The following is an 18,064-nucleotide window of genomic DNA, read 5'->3' on the forward strand; positions in this document are numbered from 1 at the left end:
GACGTCCCCTTCATTTCGCCCGGCTGCGGGCGTCGCCATTCGCTCGAATCGCGTCCGGAGGAATCATGACGACCGGTCATCTCGTCGACGTAGCCGCGCCGGCGGAACCCCGCGAGGTCGACTTCGACCGCGTCCGGCGGGACGTGGACGCCCACCTGGCCGACTTCCTCGACCACAAGCGCCGCACCGCGCCCGACGCCTGCCTGTCCGCGCTGGTGGACCTGGTGCGCGACTTCATCGCGGGCGGCAAGCGGCTGCGCCCGCTGTTCTGCTGCTGCGGGTGGGTCGCCGCGGGCGGTGAACCCGACGACCCGGCCGTGCTGTGGACGGCGGCGGCGCTGGAGCTGTCGCACTCCTTCGCGCTGATTCACGACGACATCATGGACGCCTCGGACCTGCGGCGCGGCCGGCGGACCGTGCACCGGTCGGTGGCCGACGACTGCGCCGAGGACTGCGGCTGCGACCGGGACGCGGCCGAGCGGTTCGGCGAGAGCACCGCGATCCTCGTCGGCGACCTGTGCTTCGCCTGGTGCGACGAACTGCTCACCCGGCCGCGCCTGCCCGAGGAACGGCTGCGCACCGTGCGCAAGCTCGTCGGCACCATGCGCACCGAGCTGATCGCGGGCCAGTTCCTGGACATCGCGCCGCCGTCGGAGGAGCAGCCGATGAGCCGGGCGTGGCGCGTGGTGCGGCTCAAGACCGCCCGCTACACGGTGGAACTGCCGTTGCAGATCGGCGCCGCGCTGGCCGGCGCGGACCGGCGGCTGCTGGCCGCGTGCAGCGCGTACGGCGCCCCGCTGGGCGAGGCGTTCCAGCTGCGCGACGACCTGCTGGGGGTGTTCGGCGACCCGGCGGTGACCGGCAAACCCGACGCCGACGACCTGCGCGCCGGCAAGCGCACGGTGCTGATGGCGTTGGCGTGGAAGGAATCGACGCCCGAGCAGCGGGAGGTGATCCGCGGCCTGCTCGGCGATCCCGCGCTGACCGCAGCGGACGCCGAACGGCTGCGGGAGGTGATCCGGGCGACCGGGGCGCGGGAGCGGGTCGAGCAGATGATCCAGGCCCGGGCGAACCGGGCGCTCGCCGCGCTGCGCACCGCGCCCGTCACCGCGGCGGCCCGGCACGCGTTGACCGACCTGGTCGCCCTGGCCACCCGGCGCGCGCGGTGACCGGCGACTTCAGCCTGCGGGCGGTCAACATCCACAAGTCCTACGGGACCCGCCCGGTGCTGCGCGGCGTCGACTTCACCCTGCGGCCCGGCGAGATCATGGGCGTCATCGGCGAGAACGGCGCGGGCAAGACCACGTTGCTGCGCGTGCTCGCGGGCGAGCTGAAGGCCGACCGCGGCGAGGTGCTGCAACGCGACCGGCTGGGCTACTGCCCGCAGCGGATCGTGGTCAACGACGAGCTGACCGTCGAGCAGCACCTGCGCTACTTCCAGTGCGCCTACCAGCTCGACGACCTCGGCCGCGCGTACGAGCTGCTGGAGCGGCTGGACCTGGCGAAGTACCGCAACCGCAAGGCCGGCGTGCTCAGCGGCGGCACCCGGCAGAAGCTCAACCTCACCATCGCGCTCATGCACGACCCCGGCGTGGTGCTGATGGACGAGCCGTACCAGGGCTTCGACTGGGAGAACTACCTGAACTTCTGGGCCATCACCAACGAGCTGCGCGACCGCGGCCAGTCCGTGCTGGTGATCTCGCACATCGCCCACGACGTCGAGCGGTTCGACCGGATCCACCGGCTGCGCGCCGGTCGGGTGGTCGACGAGGACGCACCCGAGAGGATCACGACATGACCTCCTGGTCGGAACTCCGGTCGGAGCTGAGGGCGTTCCGGACCTCGCTGGACGACCGGACGACGTGGCAGGCGTGCCTGCTCAAGGCGGTCTTCTTCGAGATCTCCCAGCACGCCCGCAACCGGCTGGCACTGGCGTTGGTCGTGTTCTTCATCCCGATGTGGCTGGGGCTGGTGAAGGGGATCATCCCGAGCAACCCGGTCGACTTCCACTCGGCGGTGACCGACGGCGTGCTGCGGGTGCCCGCGAACGAGCTGGCGACGATCTCCGGCGCGATCAACGCGGTGACCCTGATCATCGGGTTCATGATGTTCGCCGCCGTGCGCAGGTCCAGCGACTTCGACACCCGGCTGGTGCTGGCCGGGTACTCGCGGGCCTGCCTGCTGACCGCGAAGCTGGTGGCGCTGGTGGTGATCTCGGTCGCGGTGGCGTCCTACGCGGGGGTCGTCATGACCCTGTTCTGGGACCCGCGACTGCCGTGGTGGTTGGGGTTCAGCCTGTTCATGAGCGGGCTGACCTACGGCGGGATGGGGATCGTGCTGGGGCTGGTGCTGTCCACCGAGCTGGCCGGCATGTTCGTGATCATCATGATCAGCCTGGTGGACGTGATGATCCAGAACCCGGTGATCAACCCGACGTCGAACCAGGACGTCGTGCGGTTCCTGCCCACGTACGGGGCGATGCAGACGGGCGCGGCGGCCGGGTTCACCGACCAGGGGTCGCTGGGGTACGCCTCGATCGCGTTGCTGTGGCTGGTCGGGTTCGCGTGCGTGGGCGTGGCGGCGTTCTACTTGCGCACCAAGGACCACGCGCAGCACGCACCGGTTCCGGAAACACGGGGTTCAACGCCGGCGGTGGTGGTTGTCGCCACCCGGGCGGACGGGTCGTTGGAGGTGCGGTCGATGTCGGGTCCGGTTGTCGTGTGTTCGCACTTGGCGCCTTGTGAGACGAAGTGCGAGGTTCCCGCGCCGCGTGCGAAGCCCCGTGCTCCTCGTCGGAGCCGGGGGGCGACGGCGGCTGCATCTCCCGCGTCGCACACGGCTGTCCCTACGCACACAGCGGTTGCCACTCACACGGCCGCTTCCGGTGCCACGGCGGCCGAAGCTGCGGCTCGTTCGTAACCACCGCTGAGCCACGTGGGTCACTGGGCCGTTCGGGCGGTCTTCGGGTGATCATGCGCGGGACCGGGAACCGTAGTCCGTGATGCGGCTTGCGGGGAGGCGGTCGTGCGCGGGTGGCTGGTCGGTGTGGTCGCGGTGCTGGTCTGCGGGTGCGGCGGGTTGGGCGCGACGCCGGCCGACGCCCCGAACACGCTGGTCACGATGGGTTTCGGCCAGCCCGACGAGCACGCCACCGCCCGGGTCGCGGTGTTCCGGGCGGCCCACCCCGAGGTCGACGTGCGGATCAACGAGGGCGCGTTCGACGAGCAGCAGTTCCTGTCCGCCGTCGCCGCCGAGGACCCGCCGGACCTGGTCTACGCCGAGCGCCGCAAGCTGGGCAGCTACGCGGCACGGGGTGCGGTGCTGAGCCTGGACGACTGCGTCCGGGAGCACGGGGTGGACCTCGGCGAGTTCCGGGAAGCGGCGCTGCGCCAGGTCACCCACGAAGGCCGGGTGTACGGGCTGCCGGACTTCGCGATGACCCGGGTGTTGATCCTGAACAACTCCGCGCTGCGCGCGGCCGGTGTCGATCCCGCATCAGTGTCCACAACGGACTGGAGCGCGCTCGCGGAACTCGTGGCGCGGCTCAACCGGCCCAAGCGCATCGCGTTCGACCCCAAGGTGCCGGAGTTCCTGCCGTTGTGGGCCAAGGCGAACGGGGTGGACCTGGTCGGAACTCGGCTGGACGACCCGCGTGTGGTGGAGGCCGTCCGGTACACGGCCGAACTCGTGCGCCGGCAAGGGGGTTGGGCGTCGTTCAAGGCGTTCCGCGACACCTTCGACCAGTTCGGCGCGCAGAACGCCTACGTCACCGGGCAACTCGCCGCCATGCCGATGGAATCCTGGTACCTCAACACCCTCGCGACCAACTCACCGGACGTGGACGTCACCATCGCGCCGTTCACCGACCGGCGGGGGCGGCCGCTGACCGAGTCGTCGGGCCAGGCGTGGGCGATCCCGAAAGGCGCGCGGCACCCCGACCTGGCGTGCCGGTTCCTGGTGACGATGACCGACGCCGACACCTGGGTCACCGCGGCGACCGCGCGGCGGGACGCGTTGGCGGCAAAGGGAAAACCCTACGGCGGCACGTTCACCGCGAACCGGGTGGCGGACGAGCGGATCTTCCGGGAGGTGTTCGACCCGCGCGGGAACCGGATCCTCGAACGCGGGGTGCCGCAGGTGTTGGCGTTGCAGGACGAGGCGTTCGCGCTCGCGCCCAGCCCGGCGGCCAGTGAGCTGGTGCGGGCGTGGGAGGGCGGGGTGAACCGGGTGCTGACCGGGCGGCAGAGCCCGGAGGACGCGATGGCCCAGGCCCAGCGGGAAGCCGAACGGGCGCTGCGCCGGGTCGGTGCGCGGTGACCGGCCGGGCGGGGTGGTGGTTCCTCCTGCCGTGGATCGTCGGGTTCCTGGCCTTCACCGCCGGGCCGATGGCGTTCAGCCTGTGGCTGTCGCTCAACCACTACGACATGCTCGAACCGCCCGAGTACGTCGGCCTGGACAACTACCGCGAGGCCCTGACCGACGACCGGGTCGGCACCGCGCTGTGGAACACCCTGTTCTTCACCGCCTTGCACGTGCCCAGCCAGGTCGTCCTGGCGCTCGCGCTGGCGGGTCTGCTGCGCCGGGCCGGGCGGGCGGCGGGGTTCTTCCGCACGGTCGTCTACCTGCCGGTGATGACGCCGCCGGTGGCGCTGGCCGCGCTGTTCCTGTTGCTGCTCAACGGCCAGAACGGCGCGGTCAACGCGTTCCTGGGCTGGTTCGGCTTCACCGGGCCGAACTGGACCACCGACCCGGTGTGGATCAAACCCGGGCTGGTGGTGATGAGCCTGTGGACCGTGGGCAGCACGGCCGTGCTCTACCTGGCGGCGCTGACCCGGGTGCCGCCGGAGCGCTACGAGGCGGCGCGACTGGACGGGGCGAGCCCGTGGCGGCAGTTCTGGCACGTCACCCTGCCCGGGATCAGCGGCACGGTGTACTTCACGGTGGTGGTGAACACGATCGCGTCGCTCCAGGTGTTCACCGAGGCGTACACGATGTTCTTCGGCGCGCGCGGCAAGCAGTCCGGTGAGGGCGACGCGGCGCTGTTCTACGTCATCCACCTGTTCCGCGAGGCCTTCGAGTCGTTGCGGATGGGGTACGCGTCGGCGTTGGCGTGGGGGTTGTTCGTGGTGATCGCCGTGGTCACGGCCGTGCAGGTGCGGTTGTCACGGCGGTACGTGCACTACGAGGGCGAGCGGTGATGAAGCGGGTGGGGGTGTGGTCGGGGCTGCTCGTCGTCGCGGTGGCGTTCGGGTACCCGTTCTGGTGGCTGGTCAGCGCTTCGCTCAAGGACCGCGCGCACGTGTTCGACAACGCGCTGCTGCCCAGGCCGTTCTCGCCGGGCAACTACGTCGAGGTGTGGCGGGCGGTGCCGTTGACGACGTGGATCGTGAACAGCGTCGCGGTGGGGGTGGCGGCGGCCCTGGCGGCGACGGCGGCGAGCGCGGTGGTGGCATTCGGTTTCGCGATGTTCCGGTTCCGGGGGCGGACACTGCTGTTCGGCGTGGTGCTGGCGACGATGATGCTGCCCGGCGCGGTGACCATGGTGCCGGTGTACCTGGAGTGGCACGCGCTGGGCCTGGCGACCACGCAGATCCCGTTGTGGGCGCAGAACCTGTTCGGGTCGGCGTTCTACATCTTCCTGCTGCGCCAGTTCTTCCTGGGCTTGCCGCGGGAGGTCTTCGACGCGGCCCGGGTCGACGGTGCGGGGGCGTGGCGGTTGTTCACGAGCATGGCGGTGCCGTTGGCGCGTCCGGGGTTGATCGTGGTGTTCGTGTTCGAGCTGAAGGCGGCGTGGACGGACCTGATCAAGCCGTTGATCTACCTGCGCGACCCGGATCTGTACACCCTGTCGCGCGGGTTGAAGACGGTGCTGGACCGATTCGGGGAGGGTGGGGAGGCGCAGTGGGAGCTGGTGCTGGCGGCGAGCGCCGTGGCCACGGTGCCGATGGTCTTGCTGTTCCTGGTGGCACAGCGGTACTTCGTGCGCGGCACGGTCACCCAGCACGTCGAATAGCCCAGTGCGCGGAAATGTCCCGCCGACCGGGGCGGACGTGCTTACACTGCGCTCAAACGGGGACCTGGGGGAGTGCGCGTGGACGACAGCGGGAGCAGCAGTAGCGACAGTTCGTCGAGCAGTGGGAGCAGTTGGAGCGACAGCTCGTCGAGCAGCGGCTCCAGCTGGGACAGCAGCAGCAGCTTCGACCGGGCCGACTCCTACTTCGACCAGCCCGGCCAGGTCGGCGGGTACGAGTCCTACCCGCCTCCCGTGCCCGGTCAGCCCCACCCCTACCCCGGCTACCAGCAGCCTTACTACGACAACCAGCACGGCCGGTACCACCACGGCCACCCGTCCCACCACAGCCACCACGTCCACCACTCCCGCCACCGGTTCGAGCGCGGCCGGGGCGGTCGTGGGAGCCTGGCCGGGGCGCCCGGGTGGGTGCAGGCGTTCGTGTGGATCGGGGTGGTGCTCGCGTTCGGCGGGGTCGCCATGTTCCTCGCGGAGGTGCTGAGCCACGCCGGCTCCGCCATGGACCGCACTGGACCGTTCGGCGTGTCGGACCCGTACGCCGTACCCGGCCAACGCGACACGCCGGACCTCGGGGGCGCCGTCGTGCTGTTCTTCGCCGGGTTCGTGCTGGTCTTCATCGGCGTCCTCGGGCAGGCCACCTCCCGGCGGCCCTGACCGGATCAGACCGCGCAGCGCAGCGGGCCCCCGTGGTAGGCGATGGCGTCGCCCAGGGCCGCCGCGATGTCGATGTCAGTGCCGTTGGTGTCCGCGTACGCGCGGTGGAGGTTGAGGACGAGGCGTTCGCTGTCCGGGAGGGCGGCGAACTCGCCCAGGTCCGCCTCGCGGGCCGCTTCGAGCGGGGTCAGGCCGCGGGACGTCGCCGACTCGGCGGTGTTCGCCACGAACTCGTAGTAGCGGGCGTGGGCGGCCAGCACCTCTGTCCACTGTGGACCTTCGACGAGCGGGCCGTGGCCGGGCACGACCACCAGCGGGTCGAAGGTGCGCAGCCAGTCGAGGGACTTGAGCGCGCCGGACAGCGAGCCCATCGCGATCAGCGGGGTCACGCCGTGGAAGACCAGGTCGCCGGTGAACAGCACCCGGTCCTCGGGCAGCCACGCCACCGCGTCGCCGAGGGTGTGGGCGGCGAAGCCCGGGTGGCGCACGACGATCGGCTTGTCGCCCGCGTGCAGGGTGATCTCGTCGCGGAACGTCAGCGAGGGCGCGCGGACGGCGTCGATGCCCCAGTCCGGGGTCGGCGACCACACGGGCGGGGTGTTGGCCAGGATGAAGTCGGCCAGCACCCCCTGCCGGGTCAGCTCGTGCGCGGCGATGACCGTGGTCGGCGGGAGCAGGGCGTTGCCGTAGACGTGGTCGCCGTGCAGGTGGGTGTTCAGCGCGACCGTCACCGGCGCGCCGCCGGTCGCCGCGGACACCGCGTCCAGGAACGCCTGCGTCCTGCGGCGGGTCGCGCACGTGTCGACCAGCACGACCTCGCCGCCGGCGTGCACCGCCCCGGCGTTGTTGATCCACCACGTGCCGTCCGCCTGCACCCACGCGAACACGCCGGGCGCGACTTCCCGAAGATCGGTCATGCCGCGCAACCTACCGAACGGGCGAGTGCACCGGCCGCGCGCCGTTGACGTTGAACAGCAACGAGTAGACCGACGTGGTGGCGGTGATGAACAGGCGGTTGCGCTTGGGGCCGCCGAAGCACACGTTCGACACCACTTCGGGCACGCCGATCCGGCCGAGCAGCGTGCCGTCCGGGTGGATGCAGTGGACGCCGTCGCCGGCCGCCGCCCAGATCCGACCCTGCTCGTCCAGCCGGATGCCGTCGAACTGGCCTTTCGTGCACCGCGCCACCTCGTCGCCGCCGCGCAGCTTGTCGCCGTCGACCTCGAACGCCCGGATGTGGTTGCGCTGCGTGTCGACGATGTAGAGCGTGGTCCAGTCGGGCGAGAACGCGAGGCCGTTGGGTCGCTCGAAGTCGTCGGCGACGACCCGGACTTCCCCGGTGATCGGGTCGGCCCGGTAGACGTGGCACGCCCCGATCTCCGACTCCGCCCGCACGCCTTCGTAGTCGCTGAGGATGCCGTAGGGCGGGTCGGTGAACCACACGCTGCCGTCGGGCGCCACCACGACGTCGTTGGGGCTGTTGAACCTCTTGCCGTCCACCCGGTCGGCGAGGACTGTGGTCGAGCCGTCGTGCTCGGTGCGGGTGACCCGCCGTTCGCCCTGCTCGCAGGTGATCACCCGGGCCTGCGCGTCGAGCGTGCGGCCGTTGGCGTACCCGGCGGGGGCGCGGAAGACGCCGACGTGGCCGGTGGTCTCGTCCCAGCGCAGGACCCGGTCGTTGGGGATGTCGCTCCACAGCAGGTACCGGCCGGCGGGCACGTACGCAGGCCCCTCGGTCCACTTGCCGCCCGACCACAGCCGTTCCAGCAGGTCGTCACCGAAGATCAGCAGCCGCTCGTCGAGCGACTCCACCTTGGTCGGGATGACATCCATGCCTAGCTCCTCAATGCCGAATCTCATCTGGTCGTCAGCTTATACTGCTTGACAGCATCTGGTGAGGAGTGCGCGATGGACGACACTGACCGGGCCGTGCTGGCGCTGCTGCGGGAGGACGCGACCCTGTCCTACGCGGCTCTGGGGGCGCAGGTGGGGCTGTCCGCGGCGGCGGCGCACGAGCGGGTGCGCAAGCTGCGGGAGCGCGGGGTGATCCGGCGGACCACGATCGAGGTCGACCCCGCCGCGCTCGGGTTGGACGTGCTGGCGTTCGTCCTGGTCGACTCGTCGGCGTGGGTGGGGTCGCCGGAGACCGCCGACGCTTTGCGCGCCCTGCCCGCGGTGGAGGAGGCGCACATCGTGGCCGGGAAGGCGTCGCTGCTGCTGAAGGTCCGGACGGCCGGGACGCGCGAGTTGCAGGTGGCGCTGCGGGAGGTGCACGACATCGCGGGGGTGTCCGGGACGAACGCGATCGTGGTGCTGGAGACGTGTTTCGAGCGGTCGGCGGACCCGGGTTCACGCTGAGCAGGCGGCGGCGATCGTGCCGGTGTCCCAGTAGAACGGCCGGACCTCGGTGATGCGCCCGTCCTCGACGGTGATCACCTGGAGGATCGGGAACTCCAGCTCCCGACCGGTCGCGCGGACGCGGGCGTGCACGCGGGTCAGCACCACCAGCGGGCTGGTGCGGGTCAGGAACTCCTGCTCCACCAGGTCGAAGCGCTCCCACGTCCGGCTCATCCGGAGGAAGAACCGCTCCATGCCGTCGTGTCCGCGCCACACGCCGCCGTAGGGCAGCGATTCCGCTTGGTGCAGCACGACATCGGGGGCGAAGAACGGTGCGAGCGGCGCGAAGGACGCCTGTCCCGGCCCGCCCGCGGCGAGGTAGTCGACCTCGGCGGCGTACATGCCTTCGAGCACTTCGAGAGCGGTCATGAAGATCATCCTGCGGCCGGCGCGGGGCTCGCCGCCGGCGGCGATCGGACGCAGTGGTCGGCGGCGATGGGTTGGCGGCGGTGGTCGCCGCTGCCCCTGCTCGGCCACGGGGCTCGCCGGCGGCGGTGGTCGGCGGCGGTGGTGGTCGGCGGCGGTGGTCGGCCGCGCGGGTCGGCCGCGGTGGTCGCCGCCGTCCCGCTCGGCTGCGGGAGTCGCCGCCGTCCCCGCTCGGCTGCGCGGATCGCCCCGGTCGGCCGCGGTGGTCCCGTGCGGGCGCCTCGCACGGGACCACCTGTGGTCAGCCGATCGTCGTGGTGGTGATGACCGGGTTCGGGTTGGGGTAGCAGCGGGTCGGGACGTTGACGTTGCCGATGAACGAGGACACGACGGCGGTGAACGTCAGGCCCGGGTCGCTGTAGGAGGTGCCGTACAGCTTGGTCTGGATCGTGCCGGACGAGCCCGCCTTGAGCTGCACGGTGACCGTGGGCAACTCGAAGGTCGAGCCGCCGGCGATGGGACCGCTCGCGGACAGGGTCGCGATCCCGCCGCTGACGGTCAGGCTGGTGGTGCCCACGTTCGACCCGCCGGACAGGGTGGCGGACACGTACGTGGAGTTCGCCGGGATCGGCACCTTCAGCGCGAGCGACTGCACGCGCCGGACGGTGTAGCCGTTGACCGACGAGGGGACGGTGTTGGGCGCCGGGTCGATCACGACCGCGAGGCCGCCGCCGGGCGCGACCGTCGCGGGTGCGGTGACCTCGGCGCTCTGGCTGAGGGTGAAGTTCTCCGGGCCGACCGGGGTGCTGCCCTGGCAGGCGAAGTTCGCCGTGTGCGGGACGGCGACCGCCGTGGGTGCGAAGGCGACGGTGGCGACGGCCGCCAGGGCGAGCGCGGACAGGGTTCGACGAGGTGTCATCAGGGTTACCTCGGTTCACTGGGGTGGCAGGGAGTGCAGAGAGCCGCGGCAACGAGATCGTTACTTGTGAATAGTCTTCACGTCAAGGAAGGGTGGTAGAGGGCAAGATCGTTGTCGGTGACGGTCGGTGGTGTTGGCGGCGGGTGGCTGCGCCGGGGTGGTGACCTGCGGTTGTGTCGTGGGGAGTTGCTGGTCGCCCGGATGGTGGTGCTCGGTCTACGCAGGGCGTTCGGACGCCGCCGGGCGGGTGGTTATGTGTTACCCCCGGTTTACCCCACCGAGTGCGCAGTGGACGCCGCCAAGGGGTCAGACGCCGATTCGGCCCCACGGTCCCCAGATGGCGAACGTCATCCCCCTTGAGGCTTGGATGTTGACGAACAGGGTGTGGCCGTCGGGGCTGAAGGTCGAGCCCGCGAACTCGTCGTTGAACCGGGGCGTGCCGGTGCTGCTGGTGAGGCGGTTGAGGGCGATGTCGAACAGTTGGCCGTCGCGGGCCAGGCCGCGCAGGTAGTTGTCGTTGACGCCGTCCTCGCAGACGACGAGCGTGCCGCGCTTGCTGGTGGTGACGTTGTCCGGGAAGTCCAGCACGTCCGGGCCGGGGGACTGGTAGAGCAGCGTGAGGACGCCGGAACTCGTGTCGTAGCCCCAGATCTGTCCGGTTCCGTTGCCGTAGCCGCCGACCGTGTCCGGCCCGGTCTCGGCGGGACCGCCGCCCTGGGTGGAGGTGAAGTACACGACGCCGCGGTCGTAGGCCGAGCCTTCCAGCCGGGAGAACAGGGCCGCGCCTTGGGCTTGGCCCTGGGCGGCGACGTGGTTGAGCGCGGTGTCGTTGGTGGTGGGGGCGGGTTGGCCCGCGGTGTAGGGGAAAGTCGGGGCCGGGTCGTCGATGTCGACCCATTCGGTCTGGTAGCTGGTGCCTTGGGGTTGGGCGGCTTCGAGGTGGGCGTTGGGGATGTTCTTGATCTTGAGCATTTGCAACCGGCCCTGGTTGTCGAGCTTGCCGGTGGCGAACGGGCTGCGGCGGGGGCGGTAGCGGTAGAAGCCCGAGGCGAAGCCGAAGTTGTCCTCGGTGAGGTAGAGGTAGCCGCCGAGCGGGTCGAAGGCGACCGATTCGTGGGCGAAGCGGCCGGCGGCGGTGATCGGTTCGCGGTCGGACTCGCCGCGGACGGGGACTTCGAAGATGAAGCCGTGGCGCTGGGTGAGGTTGACGTTGGGCGCGCCGGTGAAGTCGGGGCCGACGTCGGGGCCGTTGATGGTCTCTTCGCAGGAGATCCAGGAGCCCCAGGGCATCCGGCCGCCGGAGCAGTTCATCATCGTGCCGTTGAGGCTGGTGTGGGAGCGGACGACTTCGCCGTAGCGGGTCACTTCGACGGTGGTGGTGCCGCCTTGGGCGGCGGTGTCGTAGGCCTTGGCGGTGTCGCCGAAGGCTTTGCCGGGGCCGTTGAGCTCGTGGTTGCGGACGAGGAGGTAGTTGCCGCGGGGGGCGGGGAAGGCGCCCATGCCGTCGTGGCGTCCGGGGAGGACGGTCTTGTCGTCGAGGACGACGGTGGACTCGGTGTCGTGGAAGGACCGGTAGTGGAAGCCTTCGGGCAGCCACAGGCGGACGGTTCCGTCGCGGAGGTCGGGGATCGGGGTCAGGGGGTTGGCCCTTGATCGGGCGGTGCGGGTGGCGGCGGGTGCGGCTGCGGCTCGGTTGAGGAAGCCGGCGAAGGGGCCGCCCAGCAGGGCACCGGCAACGGCTCCACGCAGAACGGTACGACGATCCATCGCCGCATCGTGCGCCCGGGTGGGTGGTCGCGCAAGTGGTGAGGTGGGGGGATGGCGGGGGTGGGCGAGGGTTTGCGGCAAGGGTTTTGCGGCCGGGGGTATTGCGGCGGGGGTATTGGGGCGGGGTCGTGGGGCTGCGGTGTGGGGTTGTGGTGTGGGGTTGCAGTGGATGGGCGTGCTGCGGCGGGCGGGCGAGCTGTGGCGGCGGCGGTGCGGTGGCGGTGTGGCGGCGGTGCGGGGGTGTGGCGGGAGTTGGGTTGCGTTGGGCGGGTTGCGTTGGTGGGGTGGACACCTACCGGCAGCCGAAGCCCACCTCCCAACCGGTACGCCACCTGCTCACCATGCCCCGGTCGAACATGCCCGGGTCGAACACGCCTATGGCGAACATGCCCAAGGTGAACATGCCCGGGTCGAAGGTCAGCACCGCCCGGTCCACATCGCAGAGCACGGGAGCGGTCCAGGCCCGGCTGGTCGCGCCGCCGTCCCTCGGTACTCCTCGTTGCGCGTATCGGCCACCGCGCGTGTCAGCCACCGCGCGTGTCAGCCACCTCGGCCCTGCACGCAGGGCGACCACCTGCGCCTCAATGCCGCCGAAAGGATGACCTTGCTGCGCCGATCGGTGTAACGCTTCCCTTGGCCTCTCCCGACTCCACGGGTAGCGCGCTCGTCCGGGAGATCTCCTGTCACCCCACGGAGGAGAGATCATGAAGCGAACAGCCGTGCTCGCGGCGGCCCTCGTCGCGCTGTTGGGGGTGCTCGTCGCGCCCGCGCAGGCGGTGCCGGCCGGTGCCCAGGTGGGGATGGACCTCGCCAGGGTCCGCTTGGCCACCGTGCACTTCCACAACCTCCAGACCGCCCTGGACGCCGGGTACGTGCCGGCCGGCGACTGCGTCCCCGGCATGGGGTTCCACTACTTCAACCCGGCACTGGCCGGACCGGGCCTCGACGTCGAGCGCCCCGAACTGCTCGTCTACGCACCGACCCCGAGCGGGCGGTTGCGGCTGGTGGCGGTCGAGTGGTTCCAGGTCGACGCGGACGGGCGGACCGACACCGACTTCGACCGGCCGTTCCTGTTCGGCGTCGGGTTCGACGGACCCATGGAGGGCCACGAGCCGGGCATGCCGGTCCACTACGACCTGCACGCGTGGGTGTGGGAGCACAACCCGGACGGGATGTTCGCCGCCTTCAACCCCGGGATCGTCTGCTAGCACCCCCGCCGCTCCTGACCGCCGCCGGGACGAGGCGGCGGTCAGGAGCGTGCCAGGAGTTGTTCGCGGAGGATGTCGGCGTGGCCGGCGTGCTGGGCCAGTTCGCGGATCACGTGCAGGTACACCCAGCGGAGGGGGATAGGGCCGCGGCGGTTGCCCGGGAGCAGGTCGTCGAGGGCCAACGACGCGGTGGCCTGGCGGGACGCTTCGCACGCCTCCCGGTGGGCCTGTTGGATGCCGGCGATGGTGTCCGTCTCGTCCAGGATGAACGACTCGTCCGGGGTCGCCGGGATGCCGATCTCCGCCCGCGGTCGGCACGTCACGGCCTCGTCGAACCACACCTTCTCGACGAAAGTCGCGTGCTTCACCAAACCCAGCAACGTCGTCCGCGACGGCACCAGCGACCGCCTCACCTGCTCCTCGGTCAGCCCGTCCAGGCACGCGTTGATCATCCGGCGGTGCTCGTCGAGGAAAGCCTCGAACTGCTCGCGCAGCGAATGGTTCAGCACGTCCATAGTGGACAGAGTCACGGTTTCGCCCATGCGTGGAGCATTTCAAGGTCGGGTCACCGGAAGCAAGCCGATTCGGTTGTCATAATATCTTCAGTGCTGATCAAAGGACGGAATCAAAGCAGCCGAACCCCAGGACAAAGCTGCGGATCAGAAGTACCACCCGCGGGCGCTCGGGGTGCGGAGGTCGGTGGTTGCCGGCAACGTTCCCCCCAGTCGGGTGACGGGAGGTGCGTGGCGGTGTGGGAGGTCGTCGACTCGGGGAATTTGTTGTTCGCCCGCAATCAGATGGCGTTGTCGCTGGGGTGGCACATCGTGTTCGCGTGTTTCGGCATCGCGTTCCCGGCGATCGTGGTGTTCACCGAGTGGCTGGGGCATCGGCGTGGCGACCCGGTGCTGAGCGGGCTGGCGCGCACGTGGGCCAAGGCGATGGGGGTGCTGTTCGCGGCGGGCGCGGTGTCGGGGACGTTGCTCTCCTTCGAGATGGGCATCCTGTGGCCTGGGCTGATGGACCGGTTCGGCGAGGTGTTCGGGTTCCCGTTCGTGCTGGAGGGGTTCGCGTTCTTCGTCGAGGCGATCTTCGTCGGGGTGTACCTGTTCGGGTGGAACCGGTTGTCGCCCCGCGCGCACATGCTCAGCGCGCTGCCGATGGTGGTCGCGGGGGTCGCGGGCGCGTTCTTCGTGGTGTCGGCGAACGCGTGGATGAACAACCCGGTCGGCTTCAGCCTGGACGCCGACGGGAACGTGGTGGACGCGCGGCCGTGGGCGGCGATGTTCAGCCCCTCGACGTGGCCGCAGTTCACGCACATGTGGCTGGCGGCGTTCATGGTCACCGGGTTCCTGGTCGCCTCGGTGTACGCGGTGGGGATGCTGCGCGGCCGGCGGGACCGCCACCACCGGCTGGGTCTGCTCATCCCGCTCGCGGTGGCCGCGATCGCGACCCCGGTGCAGATCGGCGTGGGTGACTGGATCGCCAACACGGTCGCGGACAACCAGCCGGCGAAGTTGGCCGCGATGGAGGGCCAGTACGAGACGACCGCCGGGGCGGGCCTGTCGATCGGCGGGATCTACGTGGACGACGAGCTGCGGTATGCGCTGGAGATCCCGTACGGGCTGTCGTTGCTGGTCCACCACGATCCGGACGGTGTGGTGCCGGGGCTGGAGGAGTTCCCGGCCGATCAGCGGCCACCGGTCAACGTCGTGCATTTGGCCTACAACGCGATGGTGCTGATCGGCACGGCGTTGCTGGGGTTGGCCGGGTGGTTCGGCCTGGTGTGGTGGCGTCGGCGGCGGTTGCCGCGCACCGACTGGTTCCTGCGGGCGGTCGCGGTGTCCGGGGTGGGGGCGGTGGTGGCCATGGAAGCGGGGTGGATCACGACGGAGGTGGGTCGGCAGCCGTGGATCGTGTACGGGCTCATGCGGACCGAGGACGCGGTGAGTCCGGCGGCCGGGTTGGCGTGGGGGCTCGTGGCGGTGGTGGCCGTGTACGCGGTGCTGACGGTGTTCACGGTGATCGTGTTGCGCCGGTTGGCCCGGGGTCGGGAGACGCTGGCGCCGCAGGAGCAGGAGGGGGTCCGATGACGTTGGCGGAGGTGGTGCTGGGGGCGGCGTTCCTCGGTCTGGTGGCGTACGCCCTGTTCGGCGGGGCGGACTTCGGGGGCGGGATCTGGGACCTGACGGCCGGCGGCACCGAGCGGGGTCGTGCGGTGCGGGAGCGGGTCGAGCGGTCGATCGGGCCGGTGTGGGAGGCCAACCACGTGTGGTTGATCTTCGTGATGGTGGTGTTGTGGACGGGGTTCTCCGGCGCGTTCGCCGCCGCCGTGACCACGCTCTACGTGCCGCTCACGCTGGCGGCGTTCGGGATCATCGGGCGTGGCGCGGCCTTCGCCTATCGCAAGAGCGTCGGCACGTTGGGGATGCGGCGGTTCTTCGGGGCGGCGTTCGCGTTGTCGTCGCTGCTCACGCCGTTCTTCTTCGGGGCGGTGGTAGGCGGGGTGGCGTCGGGGCGGGTGCCGCCGGGGATCGCGGCGGGGGACGTGGTGGCGAGTTGGGCGAATCCGACGTCGATGCTGGGTGGCGTGCTGGCGGTGTTGGTGTGCGCGTACTTGGCGGCGGTGTTCCTGTGCGGTGACGCGCGGCGGGACGGGCAGGACGACCTGGCGGCGGCGTTCCGCACCCGTGCGCTGGGTGCGGGTCTGGTGACGGGTGCGGTCGGGTTGGCGGGGATCGCGGTGCTGCGGGCGGACGCGCCGTTGTTGTTCGAGGGTTTGACCGGGCGCGGGTTGCCGGTCGTGCTGGCGTCGGTGGCCGCCGGGCTCACCGCGCTGGTCCTGCTGTGGACCCGGCGGTACACGGCCGCGCGGATCGCCTCAGCGCTGGCGGTGGCGGCGATCCTGACCGGGTGGGCGGTGGGCCAGTACCCGTACCTGCTGCCGGCTTCGGTGACGGTGGAGGAGGCGGCGACCGGTCGGGCCACGTTGCAGGCGTTGTTGGTCGCGCTGTCGGTGGGCTCGGTGGTCCTGGTGCCGTGCCTGGTCTACCTGTACGTGCTGTTCCAGCGGGCGACCGATGCGCGGACGTGACCACGTGGACGCGAACCGCGTCCACGTGGTCACGGGGTTCAGCTCGCGTAGGGGGCCTTGGCCGCCTTCGCCGCGGTCAGGAACGCGCCCTTGTTCCTGGGCCAGAACAGGCTGTCCACGCACGAGTACTGCGGGAAGAACCCGCCGCAGTTGCCGCTGCTGGACCCGATCTCGAAGGTGTAGCTGGCGATGCCGAGGTTGCCGTAGGTGAAGTCGTCGGTCGTGCCGGGGGTGTCGCCCTCGGCCACCACGGTGTAGCCGTTGAACGCGGCCATCTTGCGGCCCAGGGCCGCGAGTTGGGTCGCGTTCGGGTTGGTGTTCCACGTCCAGCCCCACGGCGGCATGATCAGGTTGCCGTAGCTGTGGATGGTGATCATCACGCCCGTGGTGGTCACCGGCGCGGGGTCGGTGTCGCCGGGGCCGCGCTGGTCGGGGAACAGCTGCTTGAACCACGCCTCGATGGCCCTGGTCTCGGGCTCCGACCCGGCGGCGGTGCCCTGGTAGGTCTCGCCGCACCGGTTGGTGCCCGCGCCGCCCCACTTGAACGTGGAGTTGCGGTTGAGGTCCACGCCGTAGCTCGGCACGGAGCACGAGGCGCCGGTGTTGTTGGCGTTCTTGCGCTGCATCAGCGGGCGGCTGCCGCCGGAGGCGACGATGTCCACGCCGTCGGGGTTGACGATGGGGATGACCCACAGCTCGGTGGTGTCCACAATGGACGTCACCTCGGCGTCGGTGCCGTAGCCGCGGGTGAGGTGGTCGATCCAGCGCCACGCCAGCTCGCCGGTGGCCAGTTCCCGCGCGTGCAGCTGGGCGATCATCGCGAAGCGGGGTTTGGCGGAGTTGGGGTTGAGGGCGCAGTCGCCGGCCTGCTTCCTGGTGATGCAGATGGCTTTGATGTCGTGGCCGCCCAGGCCGCGGGTCTTGCGCCAGCTGTCGCCGATGTCGTAGACCTGGGTCAACGCCGGGTACGCGGCGGCGACGTCGTCGAGGTGCTTCTCGTGCTCGGCCACCGTGTGGTAGCCGCCGTAGAACGTCTGGACACCGATGTCCCCGGTGCGGGGCACCGGCTTGTAGACCGTGTCGAACTTCTTCGGCTGGTAGCCCAGTGCGGTCAGCCGTGCGGCCACGCGCGCGTTGCCGACCACTTGGACGCCGCCGTCGACACCGTGTTCGACGTCGAACCCGGCGTTCTGGAGCGTGCGCTCGTCGGCTCCCGGGACCTGCCAGTAGTACGGCGTGCCGTCCGGTTGGGCAGCCATCGCGTTGGTGCCCAGCAGCAACAACGCCGCCGTCACCAACCCCACCCTTACCTTCATGGAAGACCTCCAGACCAGCCGGCGGTCGGTGCAGGGGTGAGGAGGGGACCGCCGCGCCGAAGGCGAGTATGAGGGCACTGGACGCTTGATCAACACCTACGAACGGTGGTCACCCGCATCTGGAGCGTGACGACCGGCGGCGGGGTACGCAGGAACGGCGGTGACGTGGTCGCGCAGGGCGCGTTGGACGTTCTGCCGGGACACCCCATCGATCACGTCCGCTGCTCAGTTGAACGTGATCTCGCCGGCCCCCGACGCCGACTTCAACCCGAACGGGCACCGCGAGACGTCACTGGTCGGATGACCGCCCGCAGT

The 18,064-nt window shown here is 70.5% G+C and carries 19 protein-coding genes; 11 read left to right on the forward strand and 8 right to left on the reverse strand.

The features are described 5' to 3' along the window. Positions 1 to 65: 65 nt before the first annotated feature. From RIN75_RS08450 to RIN75_RS08480, 7 genes are all read left to right on the forward strand, one after another. The gene (locus RIN75_RS08450; protein WP_309111247.1) at positions 66 to 1,169 is read left to right on the forward strand and encodes a polyprenyl synthetase family protein; all 1,104 of its coding nucleotides are present in this window, start codon (positions 66 to 68) and stop codon (positions 1,167 to 1,169) included. Beyond that, the gene (locus RIN75_RS08455) at positions 1,166 to 1,798 is read left to right on the forward strand and encodes an ABC transporter ATP-binding protein (protein ID WP_309111248.1); all 633 of its coding nucleotides are present in this window, start codon (positions 1,166 to 1,168) and stop codon (positions 1,796 to 1,798) included. Before RIN75_RS08450 ends, RIN75_RS08455 begins: the two co-directional genes overlap by 4 nt. Continuing rightward, positions 1,795 to 2,919 (forward strand): hypothetical protein, encoded by a 1,125-nt coding sequence (locus tag RIN75_RS08460; protein ID WP_309111249.1) that lies wholly within the window; start codon positions 1,795 to 1,797, stop codon positions 2,917 to 2,919. Before RIN75_RS08455 ends, RIN75_RS08460 begins: the two co-directional genes overlap by 4 nt. Positions 2,920 to 3,024: 105 nt before the next feature. Continuing rightward, positions 3,025 to 4,317, forward strand: coding sequence for an extracellular solute-binding protein (locus RIN75_RS08465; RefSeq protein ID WP_309111250.1), 1,293 nt, complete (start codon positions 3,025 to 3,027; stop codon positions 4,315 to 4,317). After that, positions 4,314 to 5,198 (forward strand): sugar ABC transporter permease, encoded by an 885-nt coding sequence (locus tag RIN75_RS08470; protein ID WP_309111251.1) that lies wholly within the window; start codon positions 4,314 to 4,316, stop codon positions 5,196 to 5,198. The genes RIN75_RS08465 and RIN75_RS08470 overlap by 4 nt, the downstream gene beginning before the upstream one ends. Beyond that, positions 5,198 to 6,013 carry a carbohydrate ABC transporter permease gene (locus tag RIN75_RS08475; RefSeq protein ID WP_309111252.1) on the forward strand — a complete coding sequence of 272 codons (816 nt, stop codon included), beginning with the start codon at positions 5,198 to 5,200 and terminating at the stop codon, positions 6,011 to 6,013. Before RIN75_RS08470 ends, RIN75_RS08475 begins: the two co-directional genes overlap by 1 nt. 78 nt (positions 6,014 to 6,091) lie before the next feature. Continuing rightward, positions 6,092 to 6,685, forward strand: coding sequence for a hypothetical protein (locus RIN75_RS08480; RefSeq protein ID WP_309111253.1), 594 nt, complete (start codon positions 6,092 to 6,094; stop codon positions 6,683 to 6,685). Between the two features lie 5 nt (positions 6,686 to 6,690). On the opposite strand, the gene RIN75_RS08485 is transcribed toward RIN75_RS08480, so the two are convergent. Next, complete coding sequence (locus RIN75_RS08485; protein ID WP_309111254.1) at positions 6,691 to 7,602, reverse strand: MBL fold metallo-hydrolase; 912 nt, start codon at positions 7,600 to 7,602, stop codon at positions 6,691 to 6,693. A gap of 10 nt (positions 7,603 to 7,612) precedes the next feature. Beyond that, entirely contained in the window at positions 7,613 to 8,518 is a 906-nt protein-coding gene (locus RIN75_RS08490; RefSeq protein ID WP_309111255.1) for an SMP-30/gluconolactonase/LRE family protein, read from the reverse strand. Between the two features lie 75 nt (positions 8,519 to 8,593). Here RIN75_RS08490 and RIN75_RS08495 point away from each other — a divergent pair, with 75 nt between their 5' ends. Continuing rightward, complete coding sequence (locus RIN75_RS08495; protein ID WP_309111256.1) at positions 8,594 to 9,043, forward strand: Lrp/AsnC family transcriptional regulator; 450 nt, start codon at positions 8,594 to 8,596, stop codon at positions 9,041 to 9,043. On the opposite strand, the gene RIN75_RS08500 is transcribed toward RIN75_RS08495, so the two are convergent. From RIN75_RS08500 to RIN75_RS08515, 4 genes are all read right to left on the reverse strand, one after another. Next, complete coding sequence (locus tag RIN75_RS08500; RefSeq protein WP_309111257.1) at positions 9,035 to 9,451, reverse strand: nuclear transport factor 2 family protein; 417 nt, start codon at positions 9,449 to 9,451, stop codon at positions 9,035 to 9,037. The two genes, RIN75_RS08495 and RIN75_RS08500, sit on opposite strands and share 9 nt — an antisense overlap. A gap of 298 nt (positions 9,452 to 9,749) precedes the next feature. Then, positions 9,750 to 10,367: a cyclase gene (locus RIN75_RS08505; protein WP_309111258.1), complete on the reverse strand. Its 618-nt coding sequence runs from the start codon at positions 10,365 to 10,367 to the stop codon at positions 9,750 to 9,752. Between the two features lie 306 nt (positions 10,368 to 10,673). Further along, positions 10,674 to 12,134: an alkaline phosphatase PhoX gene (locus RIN75_RS08510; protein WP_309111259.1), complete on the reverse strand. Its 1,461-nt coding sequence runs from the start codon at positions 12,132 to 12,134 to the stop codon at positions 10,674 to 10,676. Positions 12,135 to 12,426: 292 nt separating this feature from the next. Next, positions 12,427 to 12,666: a hypothetical protein gene (locus RIN75_RS08515; protein ID WP_309111260.1), complete on the reverse strand. Its 240-nt coding sequence runs from the start codon at positions 12,664 to 12,666 to the stop codon at positions 12,427 to 12,429. 172 nt (positions 12,667 to 12,838) lie between these two features. Between RIN75_RS08515 and RIN75_RS08520 the strand changes: the two genes are divergently transcribed. Further along, positions 12,839 to 13,342 (forward strand): hypothetical protein, encoded by a 504-nt coding sequence (locus RIN75_RS08520; RefSeq protein WP_309111261.1) that lies wholly within the window; start codon positions 12,839 to 12,841, stop codon positions 13,340 to 13,342. Between the two features lie 41 nt (positions 13,343 to 13,383). Here RIN75_RS08520 and RIN75_RS08525 read toward each other — a convergent pair whose 3' ends face one another. After that, complete coding sequence (locus tag RIN75_RS08525; protein WP_309111465.1) at positions 13,384 to 13,866, reverse strand: DinB family protein; 483 nt, start codon at positions 13,864 to 13,866, stop codon at positions 13,384 to 13,386. A gap of 225 nt (positions 13,867 to 14,091) precedes the next feature. On the opposite strand from RIN75_RS08525, the gene RIN75_RS08530 reads away from it, so the two are divergent. Both RIN75_RS08530 and RIN75_RS08535 read left to right on the forward strand, forming a co-directional pair. Then, positions 14,092 to 15,432, forward strand: coding sequence for a cytochrome ubiquinol oxidase subunit I (locus tag RIN75_RS08530; RefSeq protein WP_309111262.1), 1,341 nt, complete (start codon positions 14,092 to 14,094; stop codon positions 15,430 to 15,432). Then, on the forward strand, positions 15,429 to 16,433 hold the full coding sequence (locus tag RIN75_RS08535; protein ID WP_309111263.1) for a cytochrome d ubiquinol oxidase subunit II: 1,005 nt from the start codon (positions 15,429 to 15,431) through the stop codon (positions 16,431 to 16,433). The genes RIN75_RS08530 and RIN75_RS08535 overlap by 4 nt, the downstream gene beginning before the upstream one ends. A gap of 38 nt (positions 16,434 to 16,471) precedes the next feature. On the opposite strand, the gene RIN75_RS08540 is transcribed toward RIN75_RS08535, so the two are convergent. Further along, a complete protein-coding gene (locus tag RIN75_RS08540; RefSeq protein ID WP_309111264.1) occupies positions 16,472 to 17,749 on the reverse strand; it encodes a M14 family metallopeptidase in 1,278 nt (425 codons plus the stop codon). Between the last annotated feature and the right edge of the window lie 315 nt (positions 17,750 to 18,064).

The sequence above is a fragment of the Saccharothrix sp. genome (genome assembly GCF_031180885.1).
Lineage (GTDB): Bacteria > Actinomycetota > Actinomycetes > Mycobacteriales > Pseudonocardiaceae > Actinosynnema.

Coding starts and splice junctions, on each gene's coding strand:
- RIN75_RS08450 (WP_309111247.1), top strand. CDS start 66: ATGACGACCGGTCATCTCGTCGACGTAGCCGCGCCGGCGGAACCCCGC.
- RIN75_RS08460 (WP_309111249.1), top strand. CDS start 1,795: ATGACCTCCTGGTCGGAACTCCGGTCGGAGCTGAGGGCGTTCCGGACC.
- RIN75_RS08475 (WP_309111252.1), top strand. CDS start 5,198: ATGAAGCGGGTGGGGGTGTGGTCGGGGCTGCTCGTCGTCGCGGTGGCG.
- RIN75_RS08485 (WP_309111254.1), bottom strand. CDS start 7,602: ATGACCGATCTTCGGGAAGTCGCGCCCGGCGTGTTCGCGTGGGTGCAG.
- RIN75_RS08490 (WP_309111255.1), bottom strand. CDS start 8,518: ATGGATGTCATCCCGACCAAGGTGGAGTCGCTCGACGAGCGGCTGCTG.
- RIN75_RS08495 (WP_309111256.1), top strand. CDS start 8,594: ATGGACGACACTGACCGGGCCGTGCTGGCGCTGCTGCGGGAGGACGCG.
- RIN75_RS08500 (WP_309111257.1), bottom strand. CDS start 9,451: ATGACCGCTCTCGAAGTGCTCGAAGGCATGTACGCCGCCGAGGTCGAC.
- RIN75_RS08505 (WP_309111258.1), bottom strand. CDS start 10,367: ATGACACCTCGTCGAACCCTGTCCGCGCTCGCCCTGGCGGCCGTCGCC.
- RIN75_RS08510 (WP_309111259.1), bottom strand. CDS start 12,134: ATGGATCGTCGTACCGTTCTGCGTGGAGCCGTTGCCGGTGCCCTGCTG.
- RIN75_RS08520 (WP_309111261.1), top strand. CDS start 12,839: ATGAAGCGAACAGCCGTGCTCGCGGCGGCCCTCGTCGCGCTGTTGGGG.
- RIN75_RS08535 (WP_309111263.1), top strand. CDS start 15,429: ATGACGTTGGCGGAGGTGGTGCTGGGGGCGGCGTTCCTCGGTCTGGTG.
- RIN75_RS08540 (WP_309111264.1), bottom strand. CDS start 17,749: ATGAAGGTAAGGGTGGGGTTGGTGACGGCGGCGTTGTTGCTGCTGGGC.